General features: G+C 71.7%; 28 protein-coding genes, 2 pseudogenes and 2 riboswitches. Of the genes and pseudogenes, 18 read left to right on the top strand and 12 right to left on the bottom strand.

Annotated features, from left to right (window positions below):
• Positions 1 to 52 precede the first annotated feature (52 nt).
• The 6 genes from ACE7GA_RS12945 to pckA form a co-directional block, all read right to left on the bottom strand.
• Positions 53 to 976 (bottom strand): 3-hydroxybutyryl-CoA dehydrogenase, encoded by a 924-nt coding sequence (locus ACE7GA_RS12945; RefSeq protein WP_376099989.1) that lies wholly within the window; start codon positions 974 to 976, stop codon positions 53 to 55.
• A complete protein-coding gene (locus ACE7GA_RS12940; protein WP_376099987.1) occupies positions 973 to 1,896 on the bottom strand; it encodes an electron transfer flavoprotein subunit alpha/FixB family protein in 924 nt (307 codons plus the stop codon). The genes ACE7GA_RS12945 and ACE7GA_RS12940 overlap by 4 nt, the downstream gene beginning before the upstream one ends.
• Position 1,897: 1 nt before the next feature.
• Positions 1,898 to 2,647 carry an electron transfer flavoprotein subunit beta/FixA family protein gene (locus ACE7GA_RS12935; RefSeq protein WP_376099985.1) on the bottom strand — a complete coding sequence of 250 codons (750 nt, stop codon included), beginning with the start codon at positions 2,645 to 2,647 and terminating at the stop codon, positions 1,898 to 1,900.
• Between the two features lie 187 nt (positions 2,648 to 2,834).
• Positions 2,835 to 3,032, bottom strand: a complete 198-nt coding sequence (locus tag ACE7GA_RS12930) for a twin transmembrane helix small protein (protein WP_376099983.1) — start codon at positions 3,030 to 3,032, stop codon at positions 2,835 to 2,837.
• A gap of 100 nt (positions 3,033 to 3,132) precedes the next feature.
• Complete coding sequence (locus ACE7GA_RS12925; RefSeq protein ID WP_376099981.1) at positions 3,133 to 3,573, bottom strand: hypothetical protein; 441 nt, start codon at positions 3,571 to 3,573, stop codon at positions 3,133 to 3,135.
• Positions 3,574 to 3,602: 29 nt separating this feature from the next.
• Positions 3,603 to 5,246, bottom strand: a complete 1,644-nt coding sequence (pckA, locus tag ACE7GA_RS12920; protein WP_376099979.1) for a phosphoenolpyruvate carboxykinase (ATP) — start codon at positions 5,244 to 5,246, stop codon at positions 3,603 to 3,605.
• Positions 5,247 to 5,545: 299 nt separating this feature from the next.
• On the opposite strand from pckA, the gene ACE7GA_RS12915 reads away from it, so the two are divergent.
• Positions 5,546 to 6,520, top strand: a complete 975-nt coding sequence (locus ACE7GA_RS12915) for a Bug family tripartite tricarboxylate transporter substrate binding protein (RefSeq protein WP_376099977.1) — start codon at positions 5,546 to 5,548, stop codon at positions 6,518 to 6,520.
• A 77-nt stretch (positions 6,521 to 6,597) separates the two neighbouring features.
• Entirely contained in the window at positions 6,598 to 7,167 is a 570-nt protein-coding gene (locus ACE7GA_RS12910; RefSeq protein ID WP_376100257.1) for a glutathione S-transferase family protein, read from the top strand.
• A 16-nt stretch (positions 7,168 to 7,183) separates the two neighbouring features.
• Here ACE7GA_RS12910 and ACE7GA_RS12905 read toward each other — a convergent pair whose 3' ends face one another.
• Complete coding sequence (locus ACE7GA_RS12905) at positions 7,184 to 7,639, bottom strand: DUF3237 domain-containing protein (RefSeq protein ID WP_376099975.1); 456 nt, start codon at positions 7,637 to 7,639, stop codon at positions 7,184 to 7,186.
• Entirely contained in the window at positions 7,636 to 8,361 is a 726-nt protein-coding gene (locus ACE7GA_RS12900) for a HugZ family protein (protein ID WP_376099973.1), read from the bottom strand. Before ACE7GA_RS12900 ends, ACE7GA_RS12905 begins: the two co-directional genes overlap by 4 nt.
• A 126-nt stretch (positions 8,362 to 8,487) precedes the next feature.
• Here ACE7GA_RS12900 and ACE7GA_RS12895 point away from each other — a divergent pair, with 126 nt between their 5' ends.
• The 3 genes from ACE7GA_RS12895 (at position 8,488) to ACE7GA_RS12885 (ending at position 11,150) form a co-directional block, all read left to right on the top strand.
• Positions 8,488 to 9,189 (top strand): response regulator transcription factor, encoded by a 702-nt coding sequence (locus ACE7GA_RS12895; RefSeq protein ID WP_376099971.1) that lies wholly within the window; start codon positions 8,488 to 8,490, stop codon positions 9,187 to 9,189.
• Between the two features lie 6 nt (positions 9,190 to 9,195).
• Complete coding sequence (locus ACE7GA_RS12890) at positions 9,196 to 9,384, top strand: hypothetical protein (RefSeq protein WP_376099969.1); 189 nt, start codon at positions 9,196 to 9,198, stop codon at positions 9,382 to 9,384.
• 80 nt (positions 9,385 to 9,464) lie between these two features.
• Positions 9,465 to 11,150, top strand: a complete 1,686-nt coding sequence (locus ACE7GA_RS12885) for a stimulus-sensing domain-containing protein (protein ID WP_376099967.1) — start codon at positions 9,465 to 9,467, stop codon at positions 11,148 to 11,150.
• Between the two features lie 317 nt (positions 11,151 to 11,467).
• Here the strand turns inward: ACE7GA_RS12885 and rnhA are convergent, their stop codons facing one another.
• Entirely contained in the window at positions 11,468 to 11,944 is a 477-nt protein-coding gene (gene rnhA, locus ACE7GA_RS12880) for a ribonuclease HI (RefSeq protein WP_376099965.1), read from the bottom strand.
• Entirely contained in the window at positions 11,934 to 12,923 is a 990-nt protein-coding gene (locus ACE7GA_RS12875; RefSeq protein WP_376100255.1) for a homoserine kinase, read from the bottom strand. The genes rnhA and ACE7GA_RS12875 overlap by 11 nt, the downstream gene beginning before the upstream one ends.
• 183 nt (positions 12,924 to 13,106) lie before the next feature.
• On the opposite strand from ACE7GA_RS12875, the gene ACE7GA_RS12870 reads away from it, so the two are divergent.
• Together ACE7GA_RS12870 and ACE7GA_RS12865 are read left to right on the top strand one after the other, a co-directional pair.
• Positions 13,107 to 13,313, top strand: a complete 207-nt coding sequence (locus tag ACE7GA_RS12870) for a hypothetical protein (RefSeq protein WP_376099963.1) — start codon at positions 13,107 to 13,109, stop codon at positions 13,311 to 13,313.
• Between the two features lie 121 nt (positions 13,314 to 13,434).
• Positions 13,435 to 13,941 carry a GNAT family N-acetyltransferase gene (locus ACE7GA_RS12865; protein WP_376099961.1) on the top strand — a complete coding sequence of 169 codons (507 nt, stop codon included), beginning with the start codon at positions 13,435 to 13,437 and terminating at the stop codon, positions 13,939 to 13,941.
• A gap of 21 nt (positions 13,942 to 13,962) precedes the next feature.
• Here ACE7GA_RS12865 and ispH read toward each other — a convergent pair whose 3' ends face one another.
• Positions 13,963 to 14,964, bottom strand: coding sequence for a 4-hydroxy-3-methylbut-2-enyl diphosphate reductase (gene ispH, locus ACE7GA_RS12860; RefSeq protein ID WP_376099959.1), 1,002 nt, complete (start codon positions 14,962 to 14,964; stop codon positions 13,963 to 13,965).
• Between the two features lie 227 nt (positions 14,965 to 15,191).
• On the opposite strand from ispH, the gene ACE7GA_RS12855 reads away from it, so the two are divergent.
• The 11 genes and pseudogenes from ACE7GA_RS12855 to ACE7GA_RS12805 all read left to right on the top strand — a co-directional run bounded on the left by ACE7GA_RS12855 (position 15,192) and on the right by ACE7GA_RS12805 (position 25,808).
• A complete protein-coding gene (locus ACE7GA_RS12855) occupies positions 15,192 to 15,758 on the top strand; it encodes a hypothetical protein (RefSeq protein WP_376099957.1) in 567 nt (188 codons plus the stop codon).
• 65 nt (positions 15,759 to 15,823) lie between these two features.
• Positions 15,824 to 16,348 (top strand): histidine phosphatase family protein, encoded by a 525-nt coding sequence (locus ACE7GA_RS12850; protein ID WP_376099955.1) that lies wholly within the window; start codon positions 15,824 to 15,826, stop codon positions 16,346 to 16,348.
• Positions 16,349 to 16,391: 43 nt separating this feature from the next.
• Positions 16,392 to 16,495, top strand: a riboswitch (glycine riboswitch).
• A 3-nt stretch (positions 16,496 to 16,498) separates the two neighbouring features.
• Positions 16,499 to 16,599: riboswitch (glycine riboswitch) on the top strand.
• Between the two features lie 45 nt (positions 16,600 to 16,644).
• On the top strand, positions 16,645 to 17,775 hold the full coding sequence (gene gcvT, locus ACE7GA_RS12845; RefSeq protein ID WP_376099953.1) for a glycine cleavage system aminomethyltransferase GcvT: 1,131 nt from the start codon (positions 16,645 to 16,647) through the stop codon (positions 17,773 to 17,775).
• 24 nt (positions 17,776 to 17,799) lie between these two features.
• A pseudogene (gcvH, locus tag ACE7GA_RS12840) lies at positions 17,800 to 18,176 on the top strand (glycine cleavage system protein GcvH).
• Between the two features lie 35 nt (positions 18,177 to 18,211).
• Positions 18,212 to 21,139, top strand: coding sequence for an aminomethyl-transferring glycine dehydrogenase (gene gcvP / locus ACE7GA_RS12835; RefSeq protein WP_376099951.1), 2,928 nt, complete (start codon positions 18,212 to 18,214; stop codon positions 21,137 to 21,139).
• On the top strand, positions 21,136 to 21,723 hold the full coding sequence (locus ACE7GA_RS12830; protein WP_376099949.1) for an NUDIX hydrolase: 588 nt from the start codon (positions 21,136 to 21,138) through the stop codon (positions 21,721 to 21,723). The genes gcvP and ACE7GA_RS12830 overlap by 4 nt, the downstream gene beginning before the upstream one ends.
• Positions 21,720 to 22,169 carry a GNAT family N-acetyltransferase gene (locus ACE7GA_RS12825; protein ID WP_376099947.1) on the top strand — a complete coding sequence of 150 codons (450 nt, stop codon included), beginning with the start codon at positions 21,720 to 21,722 and terminating at the stop codon, positions 22,167 to 22,169. The genes ACE7GA_RS12830 and ACE7GA_RS12825 overlap by 4 nt, the downstream gene beginning before the upstream one ends.
• 26 nt (positions 22,170 to 22,195) lie before the next feature.
• Positions 22,196 to 23,119 carry an alpha/beta hydrolase family protein gene (locus ACE7GA_RS12820; RefSeq protein ID WP_376099945.1) on the top strand — a complete coding sequence of 308 codons (924 nt, stop codon included), beginning with the start codon at positions 22,196 to 22,198 and terminating at the stop codon, positions 23,117 to 23,119.
• Between the two features lie 28 nt (positions 23,120 to 23,147).
• The gene (locus ACE7GA_RS12815; protein ID WP_376099943.1) at positions 23,148 to 23,915 is read left to right on the top strand and encodes a substrate-binding periplasmic protein; all 768 of its coding nucleotides are present in this window, start codon (positions 23,148 to 23,150) and stop codon (positions 23,913 to 23,915) included.
• A gap of 93 nt (positions 23,916 to 24,008) precedes the next feature.
• A pseudogene (locus ACE7GA_RS12810) lies at positions 24,009 to 24,634 on the top strand (ribonuclease HII).
• An 88-nt stretch (positions 24,635 to 24,722) separates the two neighbouring features.
• The gene (locus tag ACE7GA_RS12805) at positions 24,723 to 25,808 is read left to right on the top strand and encodes a site-specific DNA-methyltransferase (RefSeq protein ID WP_376099941.1); all 1,086 of its coding nucleotides are present in this window, start codon (positions 24,723 to 24,725) and stop codon (positions 25,806 to 25,808) included.
• Between the two features lie 220 nt (positions 25,809 to 26,028).
• Here ACE7GA_RS12805 and ACE7GA_RS12800 read toward each other — a convergent pair whose 3' ends face one another.
• Positions 26,029 to 26,670 (bottom strand): Tat pathway signal protein, encoded by a 642-nt coding sequence (locus ACE7GA_RS12800; RefSeq protein ID WP_376099939.1) that lies wholly within the window; start codon positions 26,668 to 26,670, stop codon positions 26,029 to 26,031.
• Positions 26,671 to 26,723 lie beyond the last annotated feature (53 nt).

Raw genomic sequence — 26,723 nt, 5'->3', positions numbered from 1 at the left:
TTCGGCAAAGGCAGGTCTGGGAGGGTACAGCCCTCCAGAAGCCGCCAGCGCCTCAGCGCGATGGCCGCGGCGTCTCGCCGGAGTAGTCGTAGAAGCCCTTGCCGGTCTTGCGGCCGTACCAGCCGGCCTCGACATACTTCACCAGCAGCGGACACGGCCGGTATTTCGAATCGCCCATGCCGTCGTGCAGCACGTGCATGATCTCGACGCAGGTATCGAGGCCGATGAAGTCCGCCAGCTCGAACGGCCCCATCGGGTGGTTCGCGCCGAGCTTCATCGCCGTGTCGATCGAGGTGATGTTGCCCACGCCCTCATGGAGTGCGTAGCAGGCCTCGTTGATCATCGGGATGAGGACGCGGTTCACGATGAAGGCGGGGAAGTCCTCGCTCGTCGCCGTGGTCTTGCCGAGCTTGCGGGCCAGCGCGTCCACGGCCTGGAAGGTCGGCTCGTCCGTCGCGATCCCGCGAATAACCTCGACCAGCTTCATGACCGGCACGGGGTTCATGAAATGCATGCCGATGAAGCGCTCGGGACGGTCGGTCACGGCGCCGAGGCGGGTGATGGAGATGGAGGAGGTGTTGGAGGCGAGGATGGCGGAGGGCTTCAGGTGCGGGCAGAGCGACTTGTAGATCGCCCGCTTGACTTCTTCCTTCTCCGTCGCCGCCTCGATGACGATGTCGCAGTCGCCCAGAAGCGCGCTGTCCGTTCCGTGCGTGATGCGGGCGAGGGCGGCCTGCTTGTCGTCGGCGCTGATCTGCCCCTTCGCGACCTGGCGATCCATGTTCTTCGACATGACGCCGCGCGCCTTCTCGAGCGCGGCCGGGTTCACGTCGACCATCACGACGCCGAGGCCGGCGAGCGCCGAGACGTGCGCGATGCCGTTGCCCATCTGGCCCGCACCGACGACGCCCACCGACGCGATGACGGGGGAGGTGAGGGCGTCCTTCGACGGGCGCGGATGGACTTCGACGTTCACGCAGGCTTCTCCAGCTCGGCTTCGAGTTCGGGGATGATCTTGAAGATGTCGCCGACCAGACCGTAGTCAGCGACGCCGAAGATCGGCGCCTCCTCGTCCTTGTTGATGGCGACGATCACCTTGCTGTCCTTCATCCCCGCCAGATGCTGGATCGCGCCGGAGATGCCGAAGGCCATGTAGAGCTCGGGCGCGACGATCTTGCCGGTCTGGCCGACCTGCATGTCGTTCGGCGCGTAGCCCGCGTCCACCGCGGCACGCGACGCGCCGACGGCTGCGCCGAGCTGGTCCGCGATCCTGTCGAGGATATGGAAGTTCTCCGCGGATCCCAGCGCGCGGCCGCCGGAGACGATGATTCGGGCGGCGGTCAGTTCGGGCCGCTCCGTCTTCGCGATCTCGGCGCCGACGAAGGAGGAAAGGCCGGGATCGGTCGCGGCGGGCGCGGCCTCGATCGGGGCGGAGCCGCCCTCGGCCGCCACGGGATCGAAGGAAGCAGCGCGGACCGTCAGCACCTTCTTCGGGTCGGACGAGGCGACAGTCGCGACCGCGTTGCCCGCGTAGATCGGCCGCTGGAAGATGTCGGCGTCCACGATCGCGGAGACGTCGGAAAGCGGCTGCACGTCGAGCAAGGCGGCCACACGAGGCATGATGTTCTTGCCGAGGGCGGAGCCAGGGGCACCAATGTGCGTGTAGCCATCGGCCATGCCGACGATCATCGCGGCGACGGGTTCGGCGAGCGGGTGTTCGACGGCGGCGTGGATGACCTTGGCGACGCCGGGCAGCTTCGCCGCGGACTGCGCCACGGAATCGGGGCCGGCGACGAGAAGGTGCACGTCACCCAGCTTCCCCATGGCCGCGACCGCGGAGCGCGTGGGCTGGGAGACCTTCTGGCCGTCGTGGTCGGCGAGGACGAGGACCGTCATCTCAGATCACCTTCGCTTCCGTGCGGAGCTTCTGGACCAATTCCTGGACGGAGCTGACCTTGACGCCCGCCTGGCGCTTCGACGGCTCCTCGACCTTGATGACGCGCAGCCGTGGCGACGGGTCCACGCCGAGGTCGGCGGGCTTCATCGTCTCGATCGGCTTCTTCCGCGCCTTCATGATGTTCGGCAGGGAGGCGTAGCGCGGTTCGTTCAGGCGGAGGTCGGTGGTGACGATCGCCGGCATCTTCAGGCGCACCGTCTCCAGCCCGCCATCCACCTCGCGCGTGACGTTCACGGCGTCGCCGGCGACCTCGACCTTGCTGGCGAAGGTGCCCTGGGCCCAGCCGAGCATCGCCGCCAGCATCTGGCCCGTGGCGTTCATGTCGTCGTCGATGGCCTGCTTGCCCATGACGACGAGGCCGGGCTGTTCCTTCGCAACGATGGCCTTGAGGATCTTGGCGACGGCGATCGGCTCGATCGTGCCGTCATGTTCCACCAGGATGCCGCGGTCGGCGCCCATGGCGAGGGCCGTGCGGATCTGCTCCTGCGCCTGGGCCGGGCCGATGGAGACGGCGACGATCTCCGTCGCGACGCCCTTCTCCTTCAGTCGCACGGCCTCCTCGACGGCGATCTCGTCGAAGGGGTTCATGGACATCTTGACGTTCGCCGTCTCGACGCCCGTGCCGTCCGGTTTGACGCGGACCTTGACGTTGTAGTCCACGACGCGCTTGACGGGAACGAGGAGCTTCATGGGCTGGCGGGGTATCCTGTCGGCCCCTCTCCGGGGGCTGTTCCCTCTTCGGGTCTGGGGACCGGGCCGGTCCCTGGCGATCAGGCGGGATCAGTGGGGCGCATTCCCGGCGATCTCGCACTTGCACAATCGTCGCCTATACGCCCCGCTTTACACCCCCGCAATACCGCAGCGGGGCGCCGGCGGCTCAGCGTCGAAGGGCGAGGAGCAGCAGCGCGAAGATCACGAGCGCCGCGCCCTGGAACAGCACGCGGTAGCGCATGAGGGTGTTCGATCGCTGCCCGCCGGAATCGCCGCCGCCGACCATCCCGACCATCCCCATGAAGAGGGTGACGAGGGTGGCGCCCATCGCGAGGACGAGGAGGATGGTGAGGAAGGTTGTCATGGTGACGACCATGTGGGGCGGCGGCGGGGGGCCACAACGGCCGCTATCGCGGGGCGGCGATGCGACGCCGGCCGCTTGAATCAGCACTGAAAACAAGGGTTTATGGCGCGTCGGAGCTCTTCTTCCGCCGGCCCAAGGTTTTCACGTCCGGGACAGGTTCGGGCCCCGCCATCTTCCGCACGACCGTCAGCAGCGCGGCCTTGGTCGGGAAGTCCAGGCCGCGGTAGGCGCGCAGCAAGGCCTCCTCGTCGCCGGCCAGCAGGCCGAGCGAGCCCTGCTCCTCCTCCAGCCATTCCTGCGGCGGGATCACGTCGGGATCCATGCCGACGAGGTAGGAGACGGAGGTGCCCAGCACCTCGGCCAGTCGCTGCAGGCGGGCGCCGCGCGGCGGCTGGGCCGTGCCGTCGCGCAGGCGCATCAGCAGGTCCGCCGGCAGGCCGGCGGACCGGAAGGCGGCTTCGGGGGAGAGTTCGAGGCGCTCGAGACGCGCCTCGATCAGCTCCACCATCCGGGGCGCGTCGGCGTTGAAGTCCTCGGGCACGCCCCCGGAACGTGCCGCGCCGGCGGCGGTTACGCCGCCGCCCGGATCGCCGCCGCCTTCACCTCGTCGGAGACGGCCGAGGCGAAGGTCTCGAAGTTCTTCTCGAACCGGGACTGCAGGTCGCGGGCGGTGCGGTCATAGGCCGCCTTGTCCGCCCAGGACTCGCGGGGGTTCAGGACGTTCTCCGGGACGCCCGGCACGCTCTTCGGGATGGCGAGGCCGAAGAAGGACTCGGTGACGAACTCGGCGTTCGCGAGCGAGCCGTCGAGCGCGGCACGGAGCAGGGCGCGGGTGTGCATGATGCTCATCCGCTGGCCCGTGCCGTAGGCGCCGCCGGTCCAGCCCGTGTTCACCAGCCAGACCTGCGCGCCGTCGCGGGCGATCAGGTTCGCCAGCATCTTGCCGTAGTTTTCCGGGTGCCGCGGCAGGAAGGGCGCGCCGAAGCAGGTCGAGAAGGTCGCCTGCGGTTCCTTGCCCAGCCCCTTCTCGGTGCCCGCGACGCGCGCCGTGTAGCCGGACATGAAGTGGTACATCGCCTGCGCCGGCGTGAGCTTGCTGATGGGCGGCAGCACGCCGAAGGCGTCGGCCGTCAGCATCACCACATTCTTCGGCTTGCCCGCCATGCCCGACGGCACGGTGTTCGGGATGAACTCGATCGGGTAGCAGGACCGGGTGTTTTCGGTGAGCGAGTTGTCCTCGAGGTCGAGGTGCCCGCGCTCGTCGGCGATCACGTTTTCCAGCACCGCGCCGAACCGGTGAGAGGCGTCCCAGATCTGCGGCTCGGCCTCACGCGAGAGCTTGATGACCTTGGCGTAGCAGCCGCCCTCGAAGTTGAAGACGCCGTTCTCGGACCAGCCATGCTCGTCGTCGCCGATCAGCGCACGCTCGGGGTCGGAGGACAGGGTCGTCTTGCCCGTGCCGGACAGGCCGAAGAACAGCGCGGTGTCGCCGGCCTTCCCGACGTTGGCCGAGCAGTGCATCGGCAGCACGCCGCGCGCCGGCAGCAGCCAGTTCATGACGGTGAAGATGCTCTTCTTGATCTCGCCGGCGTAGGACGTGCCGGCGATGCAGATCGTTTTCTTCGCGAAGGACAACGCGATGAGCGTGGTGGAGCCGGCGCGGCCGCCATCGGTCTCCGGGTTCGCCTCCATCTCCGGGGCGTGAAGGATGACGTAGTCCGGCTCGAAGCCCGCCAGCTCCTCCGCCTTCGGGCGGATGAACATGTTGCGGGCGAAGAGGGCGTGCCAGGCATTGGTCGTGACAAGCCGCACGCGGATGCGGTGCGCGGGGTCAGCGCCGGCGTAGAGGTCCTGCGTGAAGAGCTCGGACTGCGTGCCGAGGTAGCCGCGGACGCGGTCGGCGAAGGCGGCGAACTTCCCCGGGGCAAGCTTCTGGTTGACCTTGCCCCACCAGATTTCGTTCGTGACCTCCGGGTCGTCGGCCACGAACTTGTCCTGGACGGAACGGCCGGTGTGGACGCCCGTCACGCCGATGAAGGCGCCGTCGGCGGAGAGCCGGCCCTCGCCGCGCCGCATCGCCGCGGCGACGAGGCCCGGCGCGACGAGGTTGGCATGCACGGGCGCCGTGCTGGCGACCCCGGTGCCGGACAGGGCGCCGGCTGGGGTCACCCCCGCCGCGACGTGGAGGGTCTCGACGGGACGGACGGCGTTCATGCGAGGTCTTTCCTTGGCGATCTTCGGGGTCGCGTTACGACCGGGTAGACGTGGGACGTTGCACGCGGTGTCGCCGCGCATCCAGGCGAAAGTACGGCGTTCGCTTAGCGAACGGAAGCGGCTCGCCGAGGTCGCAACGTCACGGATCGGTGGCCTTCCGTTGTGCGCCGCAGCAAGACGGGATCCGCCATTGGGGCATGACTCGGCTCCGGGGCTTCACAGAGTTAAGTCAGGACTGGTGCTCGAAGCGGATCGTTCTCCAGGCTAACGTTCAAGCATTGAACGATAAGGGAACTTCCATGAACCCGTTTTCGCGCCGCGCCGCCCTCGCCGCAGGGACCGGCCTGCTCGCCCTGCCCCCTGCCCACGCGCAGATGCCGGAACGGCCGGTGCGCCTCGTCCTCGGCTTCCCGCCGGGAAGCGGGCCGGACGTCGTCGGCCGCATCCTGGCCGAAGCCCTGCGGGAGGGCGTGCCGGCGGGCGTCGTCGTGGACAACAAGCCCGGCGCCGCCGGCGCCATCGCGGCGGGGGAGATCGCCCGTTCCGCTCCCGCCGACGGAACCGCCCTGCTGTTCGGGGAAGTCTCGCAGCTCGCCATGGCGCCCTCCACCTACGCCCGGTTGCCCTATGACCCCTCCCGCGACTTCGCGGCAGTGGCGGAGGTCGCCGCGGCCGACTTCGCCTTCGTCGTTCCGGCGAACACGCCGGCGAACGACCTTGCTACCTACGTCGTCTGGGCACGGGCGCGGCCGCAGACCTTCATGGGCACGTTCGGCGCCGGGACGCCGGGGCATTTCGGGGCGGCCCTGCTGTCCAACGGGGCGGGGCTGCGCACCGAGGCCGTGCACTTCCGCGCCACGGGCGATGCGATGACGGCGATCCTGGGCGGCGACGTGCAGGGCATGTTCGGCACCGTCGCGCTCGTCGCCCCGCATGTCCGGGCGGGCCGGCTGAAGGCGCTGCTGGTGACGGGGCCGTCACGGTCGCCCCTGCTGCCGGAGGTCCCGACGGCAGCCGAGGCCGGGCAACCCGCGCTGGCCTTCCACGCCTGGTTTGGTCTCGTCGCGCCGGCGGCGACGCCGGCCCCTGTGCTGGACACGCTGGAAGCGGCGGTCCTGCGCGCCCTGGCCAGCCCGGCCACGCGCACGCGGATGGAGGACGCGGGCTTCCGCGTCGCCGCGAACGGCCGGCAGTCCTTCGCGGCAATGATGGCGGCCGAGCGGACCCGCTGGGCGGAGGTCGTCCGGGCCACCGGATTCCGCGCGCTCGAGTAGCCTGTCCCGGACGAAGTCGCGCCCAGATCCCGCCGCCCAGACCCCGCACGAGGAGCCGTGTGTTGCTGACCCTGTTCATGGCGTCCGGATCCAGTTCGATGGCCCCGCACATCGCGCTGCGCGAGGTCGCTGCGTCCTTCGAACTTTGCCCGATCTCCCTCTCGCGCCGTGAGCAGCGCGATCCGGCCTACCTGGCGATCAATCCGGAGGGGAAGGTTCCCACCCTCCTGGTCGATGGGCGCCCGCTGACGGAGGTCGCGGGCATTCTCTTCTACCTGGCGCGGCGCTTCCCCGCCGCTGGGCTGCTGCCCGCGGGCGAAGTAGAGGCCGAGGCGCAGGTGGTGTCGTGGATGTCGAGCCTCGCCACGACCGTCCACCCGGCGCGGCGACAGGGGCTCGACCATGCGCGCCGGGTCTGGGCGGTCGTGGAGCGGCGGCTCGACGGGCGCGAATGGACCGTGGGCGATCGCCCCTCCGTCGCGGACATCCACCTGTTCCGGCTGTTCTGGCGCCTGCGGCGCTCCGCCGATCTTGCACCCGGCGAATTCCCCGGCCTGACGGACCACCACGATCGCATGATGGCACGGCCATCGGTCATCGAGACGATCGCGGCGGAGGAAGCCATCGGGTACGAACTGCCCGCCTGACCTTCCCCGCCCGGCGTCAGACCGCGAAGATGCGGATGCGGACGCTGTCGGGACGGCGCTCTCCGAGTCCCAGGAACAGGCTCCGCGTCAGCCAGGCATGGGCAGGCGTTGCCGTTTCGAAAACCGGGGCGGTGCGGAAGTAGACGCGGTCCGGCGGGACGGGTTCGCCGCGCAGCAGCCGTGCCATGTCCTCCGGCGCGGCGTGGCGCAGGCCGCGGTTGACGACGTAGACCAATGCGCCGTCGGAGAGGCGCAGCGCATAGCGCGCCTCGATCTCCGCGACGCCGTCCGGGCGGATGAGTTGGTAGTCGGCGCCGCCGGGGAGGACCTCGCCCGTCAGGCGGGGACCGGTGAGGCTGCCGCCGAGGATGGGAATGACCCGACGCTCCCCGTTCGGCCCGGGGCCGAGGCTCAGAGGCGGGCCGACGACCACCTCCAGCTCGGCGACGAAGTCCGGGGTGGGGTCGGTCACGCCGCCGCGGCCCGGGCCGCCCGGACCGCGGTGACCAGCGCGTCGCGGACCTCGCCGGCGGTCCGCGCCGGCTGCCGGAAGGGCATGAAGCGCACCTCCTCCTCGGCGCGGACCAGATCGCAGCCGTCGGGCGAGAGGTTGGCCATGCGCCACGCGCCCTCCCCGCCCCCGAGGTGCCGGGCAATGGCGGCGAGGGCGTCGGCGTGGTCCTCGTTCACGTGGGCCAGGACATCCGCTTCCGCCTCGGCCAGGGCCGCGACCGCCTCGGCCGGCGGGGCCAGGTCCGCGGCGCGGAGCCGGTGCGCTGCCGCGAAACCCCCGACCAGCAGCCCGCCGCCCGGCGTGATGCGCCAGAGGGAGAAGTCGCCGAAATCGGCATAGAGCGCGGCGTATGGGTGGCGCCCGAGCCAGCGCGCCTTCAGGGCCGGGTCGTCCACCTGCTCCGCAATGCCCGTCACGCTGACCCGCGGCGCGGTCTGCGGGTTGGCGTCGGCGGCCGGTCCTGCCGCCAGAAGGGCGCAGCGGGCCTCGGCCGTCAGGTGTCGGGTATGGGCGGAAAGGGTCGAAAGCCAGAGCAGGATCGTCCCGTCCGGCGCTACGGCCGGGGTCACGAGGGCAACGAAGGGCGCCCCGCCTTCCATCACCGTGGCCAGCGTCGCGGCGCCCGCCGAACGCAGGAGGTGGCGGGCCGTCAGCCCGTGATCGGGTGCCGTTTCGGTCACGGTGTCCTCACGCTTTCGCCATCATCGGCAGCCAGTCTGCGATGAAAGGGAGAGATGCCGATGACGACCGCCGCCGAAACAGTCATATCGGGTCACAAGACTGCCAACCGGGAGACCCGGCCCCCCATGCCGCACACCATCGCGCTCGTCGACGATGACCGCAACATCCTGACCTCCGTCTCCATGACGCTTGAGCAGGAGGGCTTCACGGTCCGCACCTACACGGACGGGGAGAGTGCCCTGCAGGGGCTGATGTCGCGGCCCGCGGACCTCGCGGTGCTCGACATCAAGATGCCGCGGATGGACGGGATGGAGCTGCTCCAGCGCCTCCGCCAGCGGTCGCAGATGCCCGTCATCTTCCTGACGTCGAAGGACGACGAGCTGGACGAGCTGATGGGCCTGCGGCTCGGCGCCGACGACTACATCACCAAGCCCTTCTCCCAGCGCCTGCTGCTGGAGCGCATCCGCACCCTGCTGCGCCGGAACGAGGCCTCGCGCGCCGAGGGCAGCGGCACGCCGGCAGGCGGCGTGATCGCGCGCGGTGACCTGGTGCTGGACGAGACGAAGCACACCTGCGCCTGGAAGGGGAAGCCGGTGCAGCTGACCGTCACCGAGTTCCTGCTGGTGAAAGCGCTGGCGCTGCGCCCGGGCATGGTGAAGAACCGCGACCAGCTGATCGATGCGGCCTATGGCGAGAACATCTACGTGGACGACCGCACGATCGACAGCCACGTCAAGCGCGTGCGCAAGAAGTTCCGCGCGGTGGACGACGAGTTCGGGCAGATCGAGACGCTGTACGGGATCGGGTACCGGTACAAGGAGGCCTGACGCGCGATGCTCCGCCCCTCCCTCATGCTCGTCCTTCTCGCCCTCGGCGGCTGCGGCGATGGCGGATGGCCGCAGGCCATCACGGTCGGCGGGGCCGGGCCGGCGCGCGGCACTTTGACCGGGGAGGAGGTCAACGACCTCCGCACCGCCCGGACGCGGCTGGAACGTCAGGCCCCGCCGACGAACCGTCCCTGACGGCGGGGCGGCGCGGGACCATGCGCGCCCCGTGGGTTTCCAAGCCGGCCACGTGCTAAGCAGACCGTGACGGAGGTTCCATGCCCGACGCCAGCGGCCCGGTGACGACCGCCCTACCGCCGGCCATCCCGGCGGAGCGGCGCGGGACGAACCGGCGCGTCTCCCCGCTGCTGCGGCGCATCCTTCTGGTAAACATGCTGCCGCCCTTCCTGCTGGTGGCGACGCTTCTCTACCTCGACCAGTACCAGGACGGGCTGCTGGCGGCGGAGGTCGCGGGCCTGCGGACCCAGGCGCGCATCTACGCCAACGGCATCGCGGAAGCGGCGGTACGCATCCAGGACGACCGCGCCCAACTGGTGCCGGAGACCGCGCGACCCCTGCTGCGCCGCCTGACGGAGCCCAGCCCGGGGACCCAGGCCAAGCTCTTCGACACGACGGGCCTGGTCATCGCCGACAGCCGCGTGCGCGAAGGCCCGGGCGGCACGATCGTGACGGAGCCGCTGCCTCCGCCCGCGGAACCGGGGCCGGTCACGGGAACGCTGGGCCGGCTCTACGAACGCGTGCTGGACTGGCTGCCGCGGCCCCGCGTTTCCGGCCCCGCCGTGGTGGTGGACGAGACGCCCGGCGCGCCGTCCTTCGATTGGCAGCCGGACCTCGGCCCCGAGCGGCGGGAAGAACTGCGACTGGCGCTGGAGGGCGGCGTGAACCCCTACGTCCGGCGCACCTCGGATGGCCGCCTCCTGGTCTCGGTGGCGGAACCCGCCCGGCGCGCCAACCAGTCGGTCGGAATCATCCTCCTGACGCGGGAGGCGCGGGAGGTGGACCAGCGGCTGCTGGAAATCCGCGCCTCCGTCCTCGCGCTGTTCGGGATCGCGCTGGTGCTGACGGTCGCGCTCTCGGCCTATCTCGCGCGCACGCTGGCGTCGCCGATCCTCGCACTCGCCCAGGCAGCCGCGGCGATGCGGCAGGGCAAGGGGCGCGGCGGGTCCATCCCCGTCCCGATCATGGCGCGGCAGGACGAGATCGGCGTGCTCGCGCGGGACCTCCAGGCCAGCGCCACCGCGCTCTGGGCCCGGGTGGACGCGAACGAGCAGTTCGCGGCGGACGTCGCGCACGAACTCAAGAACCCCCTGACCTCCGTCCGCTCGGCGATCGAGACGCTGCGGCGCGTGGAGGACCCGGAGCAGCACAAGCGCCTGCTCGCGATCATCGCGGAGGACGCGGTCCGGATGGACCGGCTGATCGGCGACATCTCGGACTCGTCGCGGGTGGATGCCGAACTGTCGCGCGCCGTGGCCGGGCCGGTGGAAGTGGCACCGATCCTCGACACGCTGGCGGAACTGCACAACGCGACGCGGCGCGCCGACGATCCGGTCATGGAACTGGACGCGCCGCCGAGCCTCGTCGTGCGCGGCGTGGAGGATCGGCTCGTGCAGGTCTTCCGCAACCTCCTGGGCAACGCGGTGTCCTTCTCGCCGCCCAACGGCCGGGTGTTCGTCCGTGCGCGGGTCACGGGCGCTATTGCGGAACTCGCGGTCGAGGACGACGGGCCTGGCATCCCCGAGGCGAAGCTTGAGGGCATCTTCAACCGCTTCTACTCCGAGCGGCCGCGCGGCGAGCGCTTCGGGCAGCATTCGGGCCTTGGCCTTTCCATCTCACGCCAGATCGTCGAGGGCCTTGGCGGGCGGATCACGGCGGAGAACCGCCGGCGGGACGACGGCACGGTCGCCGGCGCCCGCTTCGTGGTGCGGCTGCCCGTCGGCTAATGCGCTTCCACGCCTGACTTTGGTCAGGCGCGGCGTCCTTGCACTCCGTTCTCAAGCGCGGATTCACCGCTGCGAATGATTCCGCTCTCCGCCGGTCTGCTCCAGCACCACGCCCGCAGGTTGTTCTGCGCGCCCGGCCTAACCGGGCCGCGGCGAGGGCGTCGTGGCGACGAGGCCTGGTCGGGATGGCGGGCCGGCGCGGCCCAGGTGCTGGTCGGGCCCTTGCTCCCCCGCCTTGCCGGATCGGGCCGGCCCTGGAGGAAGGCGAAGGCGCAATGTGGCGCCGGATCGGACCGGCGGCGGATCACCCGGGGCGATTACGGCCCGGCGGCACCGCTCGCGCCAGCCAGCCCCATCCGCGCCGCGGTCGCCATCCGGTCCACACGCTCGTTCATCGGGTCGCCGGAATGGCCCTTCACCCAGCGCCAGTCCACCTGGTGCGGCTTCGCGGCGGCCAGCAGACGCTGCCACAGCTCGTAATTCGCGACAGGGTCCTTCGCCGCGTTGCGCCAGTTGTTCCGGACCCAGCCGTGCACCCAGCGCGTGACGCCGTTGCGGACGTATTCGCTGTCCGTGTGCAGGACGACGCGGCATGGGCGCGAGAGGGCTTCCAGCGCCGAAGCGGCGGCGGTGAGTTCCATCCGGTTGTTCGTCGTGGCGGGATCGGCGCCCGACAATTCCTTCTCATGCGCGCCGAAGCGCAGCACGGCCGCCCAGCCGCCGGGGCCGGGATTGGGCTTGCACCCGCCATCGGTCCAGATCTCGACCGCGGGGGCCGGAACGTCAGAGGCCATAGGCGCCGGGTCCTTCGGCCTGGGCGTGGAAGCGAAGGCGCCGCAGGTATTCCATCGGGTCCTTCCGCGTCACCAGCGCGCCAGGCGGCGTATTGGTCCAGTCGTAAAGACGTGTCAGGAGGAAACGGATCGCTGCGCCGCGGCACAGCACGGGCAGCGCGTTCCGCTCCGCCTCGGTCAGCGCGCGTCTCGCGGCGTAGCCGCGCAGCAGCGCGCGCGCCTTCGTCACGTTGAACTGCCCCGCGTTGCTGAAGCGATCGGGCTCGAAGCACCAGGCGTTCAGGCAGACCGCGATGTCGTAGGCCAGCAGGTCCGTGCAGGCGAAGTAGAAGTCGATCAGGCCGGAGACGCGCGGCTGCCGGTCCGCGTCGTCGAGGAAGAAGACGTTGTCCGGGAACAGGTCGGCATGGATGTGCCCGCGTGGCAGGTCGCGCGGCCAATCCTGCAGGATGCCGCGCAGCTGCGCGTCCAGCTCGTCGCAGAGCCCGGCCTGCACCGTGTCGCCGTTCGGCCGGCAGCGCTCCAGCAGCGGCGCCCATCCCGCCGGCCCCAACGCGTTGGGACGCTCGATATCGTACCCCTCGCCCGCCGCATGCAGGGCGGCGAGCGCGGCGCCGAGCGGCGCCATGTGCGCCACCCCCGGCCGCCGCGGCCACACGCCGGGCAGGAAGGTGCAGATCGCCGCGGGACGCCCCGCGAGTTCCCGCAGCGCCTCGCCGTCCAGCCCCGCGACGGGTTCCGGACAGGCCAGGCCGTGCCGCGCGAGGTGGCGCATCAGCCCGAGGAAGTAGGGCAGTTCCTGCGGGTCCACCCGCTTTTCGTAGAGTGTCAGGATGAAGTCGCCGGCCGTCGTGCGCAGCGCGTAATTCGAGTTCTCCACCCCCTCCGCGATGCCCCGGAAGGCAAGGAGTTCGCCGAGTTCGTAGCCGGAGAGAAAGGCGCGCAGCGCCTCGTCCGAGACTTCGGTATAGACGGCCATGGATGCGCGGCGGGAGTGGCCCGGCTGGCGGCGCTTGGCAAGCCCGTCGGCGCAGGCGCGATCACCAAAGCCGGAAGGCATCGCGACGGCGCGCCCGATCGGCTTGCGCGATTCCACCTTCGACCCCACCCTCCGGCCGAGGATCGCCGCACCGGCGCGGCGTCCGGCGTGGAAGCCCTGCCCATGTCGTCCGAAACCTTCGTCCTCCTGAACAGCATCCTTACGATGGGCGTGCCGATCCTGTGGTGCCTTTACGAGCTCTGGTCGCTGGGCCGCGCGCGGTCCGGCCGGGACGACCGTCGCGCCCCCGAGCCGCCGGCGCCCAAGCCCCTGCCGGATTGCCTCATTCCCAAGCCGATCGTGCGGCAGCGGGTGCTGGAGGACGCCTGACACGGCCGCACCAACGCCGTCTTGAGCGCCCGGCGGATCGAGTCGCCGCGGCCTCTACCCCCACGCATTCCGGCGGGCCTCGGCGCGCGGCATAAGCGCGGCGTCGTCCCCCGAGGCCCGCATGTCCGCCCCGCCCATCCCCACGCTCGTCACGGAGCGCCTGACGCTCCGCGCGCCCGTCGAGGCGGATTTCCCGGCCTATGCCGCCCTCATGGCCTCGGCCCGCGCGACCTGTATGGGCGGGCCTTTCGACCGGCGCGTGGCCTGGGGGATGTTCTGCCACGACCTCGCCTGCTGGCGCCTCTACGGCCACGGCGCGCTGATGCTGGCCGTCCGCGCGACGGGCGAATGCGTCGGCGGCGTCAGCATCAGCCACGGCCCGCTCTTCCCCGAAAAGGAACTGGGCTGGCAGGTCTACGAAGGGAACGAAGGGCGGGGCTACGCCACGGAGGGCGCGCGCGCCCTGCGCGACTGGGCGGCACGCACCCTCGGGCTGCGTGGCCTCGTCAGCTATGTGGACCCGCGCAACCACCGCTCGGCGGCCGTGGCGGAACGCCTCGGCGCGGTGCTCGATCCCGCCGCGCCGAAGCAGGATCCGGACGACCTGGTCTACCGCCACCCCGCATGAACGGGGCCCGGAACGGGTCGCCTACTTCGCGACGGCGGGCTGCTCCGCGAGGCCGGCCGGCAGCTTGAAGGTCACCCGCTCCTCCGCGACGATCACGTCCTCCGTTGTCACCGCGAACCGCTCGCGCAGGCAGGACAGAACTTCCTCGACCAGCACCTCCGGCGCGCTGGCGCCGGCCGTCACGCCGATCACCCGCAGCCCGTCGGCCAGCGCCGGGTCGAAGTCGCGCCCGCGCGGCACCAGCACGGCGCGGGGACAGCCGGCGCGCTCCGCGACCTCCCGCAGCCGGACGGAGTTGGAGGAGTTCTTGGCACCGACCACGACGATCAGTTCCGCCCGTCCGGCGATCGCCTTCACGGCGGCCTGACGGTTGGTCGTCGCGTAGCAGATGTCCTCCTTCACCGGGCTGCTGATCTCCGGGAAGCGGTCCTGCAGGACGGCGATGATCTCCGCCGTGTCGTCCACGGACAGCGTTGTCTGCGTCGTGAAGGCGATCCGGCCGGGCGGCGGCGTCACGGTGCGCGCGTCCTCCACGCCCTCGACAAGCGTCACCTGGCCGGGCGGCAACTGGCCCATCGTGCCGATGACCTCGGGGTGGCCGGCATGGCCGATGAGCAGGATATGCGCACCGGAGGCGTGGTGGCGCTCGGCCTCCCGGTGCACCTTGCTCACCAGCGGGCAGGTGGCGTCGAGGTACATCATCCGTCGCGCCCGCGCCGCGGCCGGCACGGCCTTGGGCACGCCGTGGGCCGAGAAGACGACGGGCTGGCCGTCATCGGGGATTTCGTCCAGTTCCTCGACGAAGACGGCGCCCTTGGCTTCCAGGCCCTCGACGACGAAGCGGTTGTGGACGATCTCGTGCCGCACGTAGACCGGCGCGCCGTAGCGGGCGATCGCCTCCTCCACGATCTTGATCGCGCGGTCCACGCCCGCGCAGAAGCCACGCGGCCCGGCGAGGAGCACCGTCAGCGGCGGCTTCGCTCCGGTGGTCGGCGGCGCGGCGGGGTTTGCGAACTCGGCCATGGCGTGCGACTTGGTCCTCCTACGCGGGCGCGAACAGCCCCCGGCGAGACCGGGCGGGGCGGGGCGCGAACGCTCCCTACACCGGTTCGGGGCCGATTGTCGTCGGCCCGGGCGGGGATGGGCTGTGCTTGACGAACCCGGTCCACCGCGTCGGGCAGCCCCTCCCCGCGCGGACCGGGGCCGCCAGGGGCGGCAGGGCCGCGGCAAACCCGATGAGGCCCAGGCTGGTGAGGCGCAGGCTGACGATGACGAAGACGGCGGTTCCCGCGGCCCTCCTGGCGCTCGGCCTCCTCGCGGGCTGCGGCTCGGGCACCGGAATCCCGACGCCTCCCCCGCGGGCCCCGTGCCCGAGCGCGGGCATCCTGTCAGACGCCGCGGACCTCACCCGCTACCGCGCGGGGGCAGCCGCCGACATCTCGACGACGGAACTGGAGGCGCGGATCGTCGGTCTGGACCGGCGCTGCGACTTCGCACCGCGGAACGCCGGCCTTGAGGTCACCGTCCGGGTCCGGGTGCAGGCGCAGCGCGGGCCGGCGCTGGCAGGCACGTCCGCCCGGATCCCCTATTTCGTCGCGGTCACGGACCGGGAGGAGAACCGGGTCTTCAGCCGCGGCACCGACGCCGTGACGGTGAACCTGCCGCGGAACGGCACCGGCGACTCCGTCCTGGGGGAGGAGATCAGCGTCCTCATCCCCGGCGACCCGAACGTCGCGGCCACGCGGCGTATCGTGGTGGGCTTCGTGCTCACGCCCGAGGAGGTCGCGCTGAACCGGCGCCGGGGACCGCGGAGCTGACGCAGCTGGCGGCGACGCTCCATGTCGTCACCCACCCGGAGGTCGTCATCGACCCGGCGGTGCCGGTGCCCCGCTGGCCGCTGACGGAGGTGGGCATCCGCCGCATGCGGGCCCTGGCCACCTGGTTCGACGCGGTCCCGCCGGCCGCCGTCTGGGCCAGCACGGAGACGAAGGCGATCGAGGGCGCCGGCATCGTCGCCAGGCGCTTCGGCCTGCCCGTCCACGTGCTGGACGGGCTCGGCGAGAACGACCGCAGCAGCACAGGCTACCTGCCGCTGGACGCCTTCCAGGCCATGGCCGACGCCTTCTTCGCCCGCCCGGACGAGGAGGTGCGGGGGTGGGAGAGCGCGCGCGCCGCCCAGGCGCGGATGGTCGCGTCCGTGAGCGAGGTTCTGCGCGAGTCGCCGCCGGGGGATGTCGTGGTCGTCGCCCACGGCGCCGTGTCCGCGCTGCTGCGGTGCCACCTGGCGGGCGCAGCGATCTCCCGGGCGTGGGACCAGCCGGGGGCGGGGTACCTTTTCGCCGTGGCTCGTGACGCCTTCCCGGGACCGGGCGTCGCGACGGAATGGGTCGCGTTGCCCCCAGGTTGAGGTTGCGCGGGGCGCGGCATTCGGGCATGCCCGTCTCACCCGTTGATCCCGCGCGGGAGAGAGGGGACCTTTCTTCGAGAGGGTTTCCCCCGCCGAAGGCGCAACCGGCCCCCGGAAACGCTCAGGCAGAAGGACCGCGCGGGGAAGGGACCTCTGGAAAGCCCGGGGCCGGACCATGGCAGCATGGGCGGCCTCGGCACCGACGGAGTAAGGCGGTTCGCCGCCGAATCTCTCAGGGACCGGGACAGAGGGGGGCCACGGACTCAACCGGCCGCGGAGGCGGTCACGGGGGAATCGTGGCCGATACCGAAGCGCTGCTGGAAACGCCGCTCGCCGCCCTGCACCGGGAACTCGGCGCGCGGATGGTGCCCTTCGCGGGCTACGCCATGCCGGTCGAATACAAGGGTGGGCAGTACCCCGCGGGCATCCTGGCGGAGCACCTGGCCTGCCGCGCGGGCGCCGCACTCTTCGACGTGTCCCACATGGGCCAGGCGCATATCGTCGGCGACGGCGCGGCGACGGCGCTGGAGCGGATCACGCCAGCGGAGGTCCAGGCGCTGAAGCCGGGCCGTCAGCGCTACGGGCTGCTGATGACGGAAGCTGGCGGCATCCTCGACGACTTCATGGTCGCCAATCTCGGCGACCGGCTGTTCGTCGTGCTCAACGCGTCCCGCAAGGCGATGGACGTGGCGGCGATCGGGGCGGCGCTGCCGGCGGGCGTGCGGATCACGCCGCACCCGGACCGCGCGCTGCTGGCGCTGCAAGGGCCGGGGGCGGAGGCGATCCTCGCGACGCTCGCCGAGGGGATCGCTGCCATGCCCTTCATGGGCGTGCTGGAGACGTCCGTCGCGGGCGCGCCCGCGCTCGTCACGCGGTCCGGCTACACCGGCGAGGACGGGTTCGAGATCGGCCTCTACGCCGCGGATGCGGAACGGGTGGCACGGGCGCTGCTCACGGCCGGCGCGACGCCGGCGGGGCTCGGGGCTCGGGATTCACTGCGGCTGGAGGCGGGGCTGCCGCTCTACGGGCAGGACATCGACGAGACCACGTCCCCCGTGGATGCCAACCTGACCTTCACCATCGGCAAGCGCCGCAAGATGGCCTGGGACTTCCTCGGCGCGGATCGCGTGCGGGAGGACCTGGACAACGGGCCGAAGCGGCTTCGCGTCGGCATCCTGCCGGACGGCCGCCAGCCCGTGCGGGCAGGCGCGGAGATCGGCGCGGACGGCACGGCGGTCGGCACCGTGACGTCCGGCACCTTCGGGCCTTCGCTGAACGCGCCCTGCGCCATGGGATACGTCGCGCGGGAACACGCGGCCGACGGCACGGCACTGGAATTGCTCGTCCGCGGCCGTGCCATCCCCGGCCGCGTCGCCCCCACCCCCTTCGTCCCGCACCGCTACAAGCGCGGCGTCGCCGCCGCCTGAACCGATCGCCTGAGGAACCCCGGAATGTCGGAACTCCGCTACGCCGCCAGCCATGAATGGGTCCGCCTCGAGGGCGGGACCGCGACGGTCGGCATCTCCACCCACGCCGCGGAGGCGCTGGGTGACGTCGTCTTCGTGGACCTGCCGCAGCCGGGCCGCGAGGTCGGGCCGGCGAGGCCGTGGCCGTCGTCGAGAGCGTGAAGGCGGCCTCCGACGTCTACGCGCCGATCGGCGGACGCATCACCGAGGTGAACGGGGCGCTGACCGACGACCCGGCCGGCGTGAACCGGGACCCGCAGGGCGAGGGATGGTTTTTCAGGATGGCGCCGAAGGATGCGTCGCAGGCGTCGTCGCTGATGGACGAGAGGGCCTACGCCGCGCATGCGGTGGCCGGGTCGTGACCGCGTCCGATCGCGGAGCGGTGGAGCCGCGGAGCGTGAATCGGCCGCAGGACAGCGCACTAAAGGAACTTGCCTCGCTTGAGGCGGCCGACTCCTTCGTCGCCCGCCACATCGGGCCGAACGAGGCGCAGGTCGCGGCCATGCTGCGCGCCGTCGGGGCGTCGAGCCTGTCCGAACTTGCGGACCGGACGGTGCCCGCGGCGATCCGCGACGACCATCTCGGCGCGCTGCCGCCGGCGGTGGACGAGGCGACGGCGATCGCCGAACTCCGCGCGTTGTCGGAGAAGAACGAGAGCCTCCGCTCCCTCATCGGCACGGGCTACCACGGCACCCACGTCCCGCCGGTGATCCAGCGCAACGTCCTGGAGAACCCGGGCTGGTACACGGCCTACACGCCCTACCAGGCCGAGATCGCGCAGGGCCGCCTGGAAGCGCTCGTGAACTTCCAGACGATGGTCGCGGACCTGACGGGTCTGCCGGTCGCCAACGCGTCGCTGCTGGACGAGGCGACGGCGGCCGCCGAGGCGGTGCACCTCGCGCTCGCGTCGCACAAGGGCAAGTCGCTTGACCTGATCGTCGCGGCGGACCTGCACCCGCAGGTCATCGCGGTGGTGCGGACGCGGGCGGAGCCGCTGGGCATCGCCGTGCACGCCACGGCACCGGCCGAGATCGCGGCGGCCTGCACGTCGAGGAAGCCCTTCGCCGTGATCCTCTCCTACCCCGGCACGACCGGCGAGGTGCGGGACATCGCGCCGGAGATCGCGAAGGCCCAGGCGGCCGGCGCGATGGCGATCGTCGCGGCGGATATCCTGGCGCTGACGCTGCTGACGCCACCGGGAGAGATGGGCGCCGACGTTGTCGTCGGGACGACGCAGCGCCTCGGTGTGCCGATGGGCTATGGCGGCCCGCACGCGGCCTACATGGCGGTGAAGGATTCGCTGAAGCGGCTGATGCCCGGGCGGCTCGTCGGCGTCTCGGTGGACGCGGCGGGGCGACCGGCGATGCGGCTGGCCCTGCAGACCCGCGAACAGCACATCCGGCGCGAGAAGGCGACGAGCAACATCTGCACGGCGCAGGTCCTGCTGGCCGTCATGGCCGGGATGTATGCGGTCTGGCACGGGCCGGAGGGGCTGACGCGCATCGCGCGGCGCGTGCACCTGCTGGCCTCGCTCTACGCCGACTGCGCGCGTCGCGCCGGCTTCCGCCTGCGTCACGACGCCTTCTTCGACACGGTCTGCATCGAGGCCGGCGCGCGCGCCGACGCGGTGATGGTCTACGCCCGCGCGGCCGGCTTCAACCTGCGCCGCGTGGACTCACGGACGGTCGCCGTCTCCTTCGACGAGACGGTGACGCGGCAGGACCTCATCGCCCTCGTCGCCGCGCTCTGCGAGGCGGCGGGGACGGATCGGATCGGCCTCGGCGAGCTGGATGGCGGCGAGTGCCTGCCGGCCGACCTGGTGCGCCGCGGCCGCTTCCTGACCGCCGGCGTCTTCAACACGCACCGGTCGGAGCACGCGATGCTCCGCTACCTCAAGTCGCTGGAGGACAAGGACGTCGCGCTGAACCGCAGCATGATCCCGCTGGGGTCCTGCACGATGAAGCTGAACGCGACGGCCGAGATGATGCCGGTGACCTTCCCGGGCTTCGGCGACATCCACCCCTTCGCGCCGGTGGATCAGGCGCAGGGCTACCTGGAACTGGTGCGGCGCCTCGAATCCTGGCTTTGCGCCTGCACCGGCTTCGCGGCGGTGTCGCTGCAGCCCAATGCCGGGTCGCAGGGGGAATATGCGGGCCTGCTGGCGATCCGCGCCTATCACCGCGCGCGCGGGGATGCACACCGGGACGTCTGCCTCATCCCGTCCTCCGCCCATGGCACCAACCCCGCCTCGGCCGTGATGGCGGGAATGCGGGTCGTCGTCGTGGGCTGCGACCGGGACGGCAACGTGGATCTCGGTGACCTCGAGGCGAAGGTCGCGCAGCACGCCGAGAACCTCTCGGCGCTGATGGTCACCTATCCTTCCACCCACGGCGTGTTCGAGGAAGCGATCCATACGATCTGCGACCGCGTCCACGCGGCGGGCGGGCAGGTCTACATGGACGGCGCGAACATGAACGCGCAGCTCGGCCTGACCTCGCCGGCGGCGATCGGTGCCGACGTGTGCCACCTGAACCTGCACAAGACCTTCTGCATCCCGCATGGCGGCGGCGGTCCCGGCGTCGGGCCGATCGGCGTCGCGGCGCATCTGGCACCGTACCTGCCGAACCATCCGATGCTGGCGGAGGCCGGGCCGCCGACGGGGTATGGGCCGGTCTCCGCGGCGCCCTTCGGCTCCGCTTCCATCCTGCCGATCTCCTACGCCTATATCCGCATGATGGGGGCGGCGGGGCTTCGGCGGGCGACGGAGGTCGCGATCCTCAATGCGAACTACCTCGCGGGGCGGCTCGCGCCGCACTACCCCATTCTGTACCGCGGCCTGAACGACATGGTCGCGCACGAGTGCATCCTGGACTGCCGCGCCTTCCAGCAATCGGCGGGCGTGACGGTGGAGGACATCGCCAAGCGCCTGCAGGACTACGGCTTCCACGCCCCGACCATGTCCTGGCCGGTCGCGGGCACGCTGATGGTGGAACCGACCGAGAGCGAGCCGCAGGAGGAACTGGACCGCTTCGCCGAGGCCATGATCGCGATCCGCGCGGAAATCCGCACGATCGAGGAAGGCCGTGCCGACCGCGCCGACAACCCGCTGAAGAACGCGCCGCACACCGCGGCGGAGGTCGTCGCGGACACCTGGTCGCACGCCTACACGCGCGAACAGGCCGCCTTCCCCCTGCCCTGGGTGCGAACTGCGAAGTACTGGCCGCCGGTGAAGCGCGTGGACAACGTCTACGGCGACCGCAACCTCGCCTGCACCTGCGCGCCGCTGGAGGCCTACATGGAGCCGCCGCGCATGGCGGCGGAATGAGCGGCAAGACCCTGCCCGGCGGCTGGACCCTGCTGTCCAGCCGCACGGCGCTGAAGGACCGTTGGATCAACGTTTCCGCCGATGCGGTGCGGGACCTCCGGGGCAACGTCCTCGACCCCTTCTACGCGCTGACCTATCCGGACTGGGTTCAGGTCGTCGCGATCACGCCCGCCGAGGAACTGGTCCTGGTGCGGCAATACCGGCACGGCGCGCAGGCGGTGACGCTTGAACTGCCGGCCGGCGCGATCGACGCGGCCGACGCCGACCCGACCGTGGCCGCCGCGCGCGAGCTGCGCGAGGAGACGGGTTACGAAGCGCCGTCCTACCGCGTGATCTCCAGCCTCCACCCCAACACCGCGACGCACCGCAACCGGTCCCACGCGGTTCTGGCCGAAGGTGCGGTCCTGCGGCACGACACGGCGCACGAACCGGGTGAGGACATCACGGTCGAGCTCTGGCCGCTGGACCGCGTGGTCCGCGGGCTGTCGGAGGGCTTGCTGCCACAGGCCATGCACGTGTCCGGGCTGCTGCTCGCGCTGGCGGCGAGCGGGCGTCTCGACCTCTCGTTGCGGAGTCCCGGATGACCGTTCGCATCATGCCCGCGGAACAGCGCCACCGCGCGGAGTGGGACACGCTCTACGCCGCTTACGCCGAGTTCTACGGGGTGACGCAGACGCCGGAGATGCGGGACCGCGTCTGGTCATGGATCCACGACCCCGCGCACGAGACCCGCGCCTTCATCGCGGAGGACGAGGGCGGCCACGCCGTCGGCCTCGCGCATTTCCGCCCCTTCGCGCGACCGTTATCCGCGACGGTCGGGGGTTATCTCGACGACCTCTTCGTCTCCCCCCACATGCGTGGCGCACGCGTCGCCGACGCGCTGATCGCCGCGCTGGCCGAGGAAGGCCGCCGCCAGGGCTGGAGCGTCATCCGCTGGATCACCGCCGACACGAATTACCGGGGACGGGCCGTCTACGACCGCGTGGCCAAGCTGACACCCTGGCGGACCTACGACATCCCGCTGACCTGACGCGGCGCGCGGTCCTCGTCGGCCCGGTGGTCCTCACGGGCTGCGCCGCCGCCGCGCAGCCAAGCACGGGAATCGTTCGCATCCAGCCGAACAGCATCAACGAGGCCCGTGTCACCGAGGAACGCGGGGTATGGCGCGACTCCCGCCGCGCACGCGACATCCCCGTCCTGACACGTGCGCCGCCCGGTCCGGGTCCCTTCCCCGCCGTCATCGTCTCCCACGGTCTCGGCGGCTCTCGCGAGGGCCTGGCCTATCTTGGCCGGGCGCTGGCGAATGCAGGCTACGTCGCCATCCACCTGCAACATGTCGGCACCGACGACAGCCTCTGGCGCAACGGCGGCGCCGGCCTTGCCGCCGGCGCGCTGGACGTGCAGGGCGCGCTGGACCGGCTGCTCGACACGAAGTTCGCGCTCGACAATCTGCCGCCGAGCGCCGACGCGCAACGTATCGCCATCGCCGGTCATTCCTACGGCGCCTGGACCGTCCAGCACATGCTCGGCGAACGGCTTCCGGGCGGCGACCGCGGCCTCGGCCTGCCTGACCCGCGGCTGAAGGCCGGGATCGCGCTCTCCCCGATCCCGGCGCGCGGCCTGCCGCCGCGGCTGGCCTATGGCGGCATCGTCGCGCCGGTGCTGCACGTCACCGGCACGAATGACGGGGGGTACATCGAAGGCGTGCAGCCCCGCGACCGCCGTGCGCCCTTCGAGGGCTCGGCGGGACCCGCCGCCCTCGCCGTGCTGGACGGCGCCGTCCACCAGTCCTTCGCGGACGAGGCCGCGGCCGGCCCGCGCTTCTCGGACCCCACCTACCACCCGCGCACCGCCGCCCTGTCCGTTACCTTCCTCGACGCCGTCCTGCGGCGCGACGAGGCCGCGCTGGCCCGCCTGCGTGACGCGCGCACGACGATCCTCTCCCCGACCGACGAGTTCGTGCTGCGCGGGCTGGCCTGACCCGCGCCTCGACGCGTCGCGCGCAGCCGTGCAGGTTGCCCGCGACATCGGCCGGACCCGCAGCATGCACCTGACGCGACGCATCCTCCTCGCGGCGCCCGCCATCCTCGCCGCGGCGCCGGCATGGCCGACGGAGCCGCTGGACATCCTTGCCTACGACCTCCGCCCGCTCTCCGCTCCCCCCACGGCCGACGGCCGGCATGGCATCGTCCTCGACGTGGTCGCGGCTGCGGTGCGGCGGATCGGCCGCGAACCCCGCTTCACCTTCGTGATCTTCCCCGAAGCAGTGGAGCGCGCCCGCACCGTTCCCGGCACCCTCGTGGCACCCCTCGGACGGGTGCCGAGCCGGGAGGACGCCTTCACCTGGGTGGCCCGCGTCCTGGACGTCCCGCAGGCCATGGGCACCCTCGCCGGCCGCCCCGCGGTGGATCTCGCGGCGGCCCGCGGCCTCGCCCGCATCGGCGTCATTCGCGGCGGCCTCCAGGAGGCCTTCCTGCGCGAGAACGGCCTGACGAACCTCGTCATCCTGGAAACCGGGCGCGACCTCGCCGTCGCACTCGCAGAGGGCCGGCTGGACGCCTGGTACAGCACGGCACCCGAGATCGCCCTTCAGTTCGAGGCGATCGGGCGTCAGGGCGGCGCCACGGTCGGCCCCACCCTCCAGGTCGCGCCGGCCTGGCTCGCGGCTCATCTCGACGCGCGCGACATGCCAGTGGCCGGGCTGCGCGCCGCGATGGATGCGCTGCATGCCGACGGGACCGTGGAGCGCATCTACCGTTCCTACGTCGGCGGCTGAGGGACGCGACGCGCCGATGCGTCGAGCGGAACCGCGTGCCCGTGCCGGTCCCCACTTCGCCTTGGAGGCTGAGGCGGGGGCCTCGTCGCCGGCGTGGACGAGGCGGGGCGCGGGCCGCTCGCGGGGCCCGTCCTCGCGGCCGCCGTCATCTTCCCCCGCCCCCGGACGACGCGCTTGCCGCGCTGCTCGACGACAGCAAGCGCCTTCCGGCCGCGGCGCGCGAAGCGGCTTTCGACGCGCTCCGCGCCGCAAGGCTGCGGGGCGACGCCCTGATCGCCGTCGCCGCCGCGAGCGCCGCGGAGATCGGTCGCCTCAACATCCTCCGCGCAACGCATCTCGCGATGGCGCGCGCCGTCGCGCGGCTGCCCATCGCCCCTGCCCTCGCCCTCGTGGACGGCAACCAGCCGCCGAGCCTCGGCTGCGCGGTGCGGTGCGTCGTCGGCGGGGACGCGCTGTCGCTGTCCATCGCCGCGGCCTCGATCATGGCGAAGGTCACGCGGGACCGCGCGATGGCGCGGCTCGGGCTGCGTCATCCCGGCTATGGCTTCGAGCGGCATGCGGGCTACCCGACGTCGTCGCACCGGGAAGCGCTCGTGCGCCTGGGGCCCACCCCGCACCACCGGCCTGGCTTCCGGCCGGTGGATGACGCTCGGAAACAATCCGTGATCTCGCGTTGCAGGGAAAGCACGGTGGATCAACCGCTTGCAGCGGAGTCCTGACACGTCGCTTGACCAGGGGATTCCGCTCTAGGCAAGGTCGCGCGTCCGTACCGGCTGGGGGGCCGGGGCCGACGCAGGGGGATCACCGTTGGGTACCGGCCTAGACCTGCCGCTGGACACCGTCCTGCGCGGCGATTGCATCGAGACGCTCCAGCGCCTCCCGCCCGCATCGGTGCACGCGATCTTCGCCGACCCGCCCTACAACCTGCAGCTCCGCGGGTCGCTGCGACGCCCGGACGACAGCATGGTGGACGGCGTGGATGCGGAATGGGACCGCTTCGCGGACTTCCCGACCTACGACGCCTTCACCCGCGCCTGGCTGTCGGAATGCCGCCGCGTGCTGCGGCGGGACGGCACGCTCTGGGTCATGGGGGCCTATCACAACGTCTTCCGCCTCGGCACGGCGCTGCAGGATCTGGGATACTGGATCCTGAACGACGTCGTGTGGCGCAAGTCGAACCCGATGCCGAACTTCCGGGGACGCCGCTTCACCAACGCGCATGAAACGCTGATCTGGGCCGCGCGCGGGCCGGAATCCCGCTACCGCTTCAACTACGCCGCGATGAAGGCGGAGAATGGCGGCAAGCAGATGCGGAGCGACTGGCTGTTCCCGCTCTGCACGGGGGCGGAGCGCCTGCGCGGGCCGGACGGGCGCAAGCTTCACCCGACGCAGAAGCCCGAAGCCCTGCTGGAACGCGTGATCACGGCCAGCACCGCGCCGGGCGAGGTCGTCCTCGACCCCTTCCTCGGCAGCGGCACCACCGCTGCGGTCGCCAAGCGCCTGGGCCGCCGCTACGTCGGGATCGAGCGCGAGGACCTCTACGCCGACGCTGCGGAAACCCGCCTCGCCGCCATCGAACCGCCCGCCGAGGGTAACTTGCCGCAGGTGGTCGAGAAGCGCGACCAGCCCCGCGTGCCTTTCATCAAGCTGGTGGACAAGGGCCTCGTCCCGCCCGGCACGAAGCTCTGGGACCGCCATCGCCGCTGGGCCGCCGAGGTCACGCGCGACGGGCAGCTGAAATGCGGCCGTGCCTCGGGCTCCATCCACCAGGTCGGCGCGCAGGTGCAGGAGGCGCCGTCCTGCAATGGCTGGACCTTCTGGCACCTGGAACGGCGCGACGGGTCGCTGCGCGTGCTGGATGAGTTGCGGGCCGAATTCGCGCCGGCGCCGTAGGCCCGTCCTGCGGATCCGCACCGGCGGCCGATCGGCGCCCGGCCCGAACCAGTCCGCGCCGGCGGCACCGCCTGCCTTGCCCGACGGAGCGCCGGGGCCGAAGCCAGCGTCGCGGCGTCCGCTCGCGGGCGCCCTGCCGGCCGGTGACGCGAAAGGCCCGGGGGGAATGTCCCCCGGGCCCTCCGGTACGCTCAGCGGCCCGGGTTCAGCGCCACCGGGATCAGCGCCAGATGATGTCGGTGCGGGAGCAGGTCTCGATGCCCCGGCGCTCGGCCGCGGCGCCGTTCATGTACACCACGCGGATGTCGCTGTTGCAGCCCAGCGAAGCCGGCAGGTTGATGTAGACCGACCCGCCGGGTGACAGGGTATTGGCGCCCAGCCGATCCCCGCCCCAGGAGTTCACGCGGGAAGAGGAGACGTAGATCTCCCGGATCACCGCGCCGCTCTGGTTGACGAAGTTGAAGGACGGGTTCGCGGCGACGGGCGCGCCGCCGATGACCGCCCCGGCACCCGAGCCGCCGCCGATGACCGCGCCGGCGCCGGCGCCGCCCCCGAAGGCGATGGTGTCGATGGAGCAGGCGTTGAGGCCGCGACGCTCCTCCGACCGGCCGCTGGCATAGACCACGCGGACGTCGAGGACGCAGTCGCCGAAGGTCGGCGTCACCCAGACCCGGTTGCCCGAGGGCAGGACGCCGGCGCCGAGGATGTCCGGCCCCCAGTTCGTGACGCGGGCCGAGGACACGTATGCCTCGTTGATCTGCTCCCCCGATTGGTTGACGAGGAAGAAGCGGTTCTGGGCCTGCGCCGGTGCTGCCGCGACGGCGGCGGCCAGCAGGGTCAGGGCGATGATCAGGCGGCGCATGGTCTCCTCCGCGCGGGATGGTGCTCGGCGGAAGGTCAACACGGGCAGCCGCC

Source organism: Roseomonas sp. CCTCC AB2023176 (assembly GCF_042259275.1).
Lineage (GTDB): Bacteria > Pseudomonadota > Alphaproteobacteria > Acetobacterales > Acetobacteraceae > Roseomonas.
Note: the sequence above shows the minus strand (reverse complement) of the source record. Positions and strands in the feature narration are given on the sequence as shown.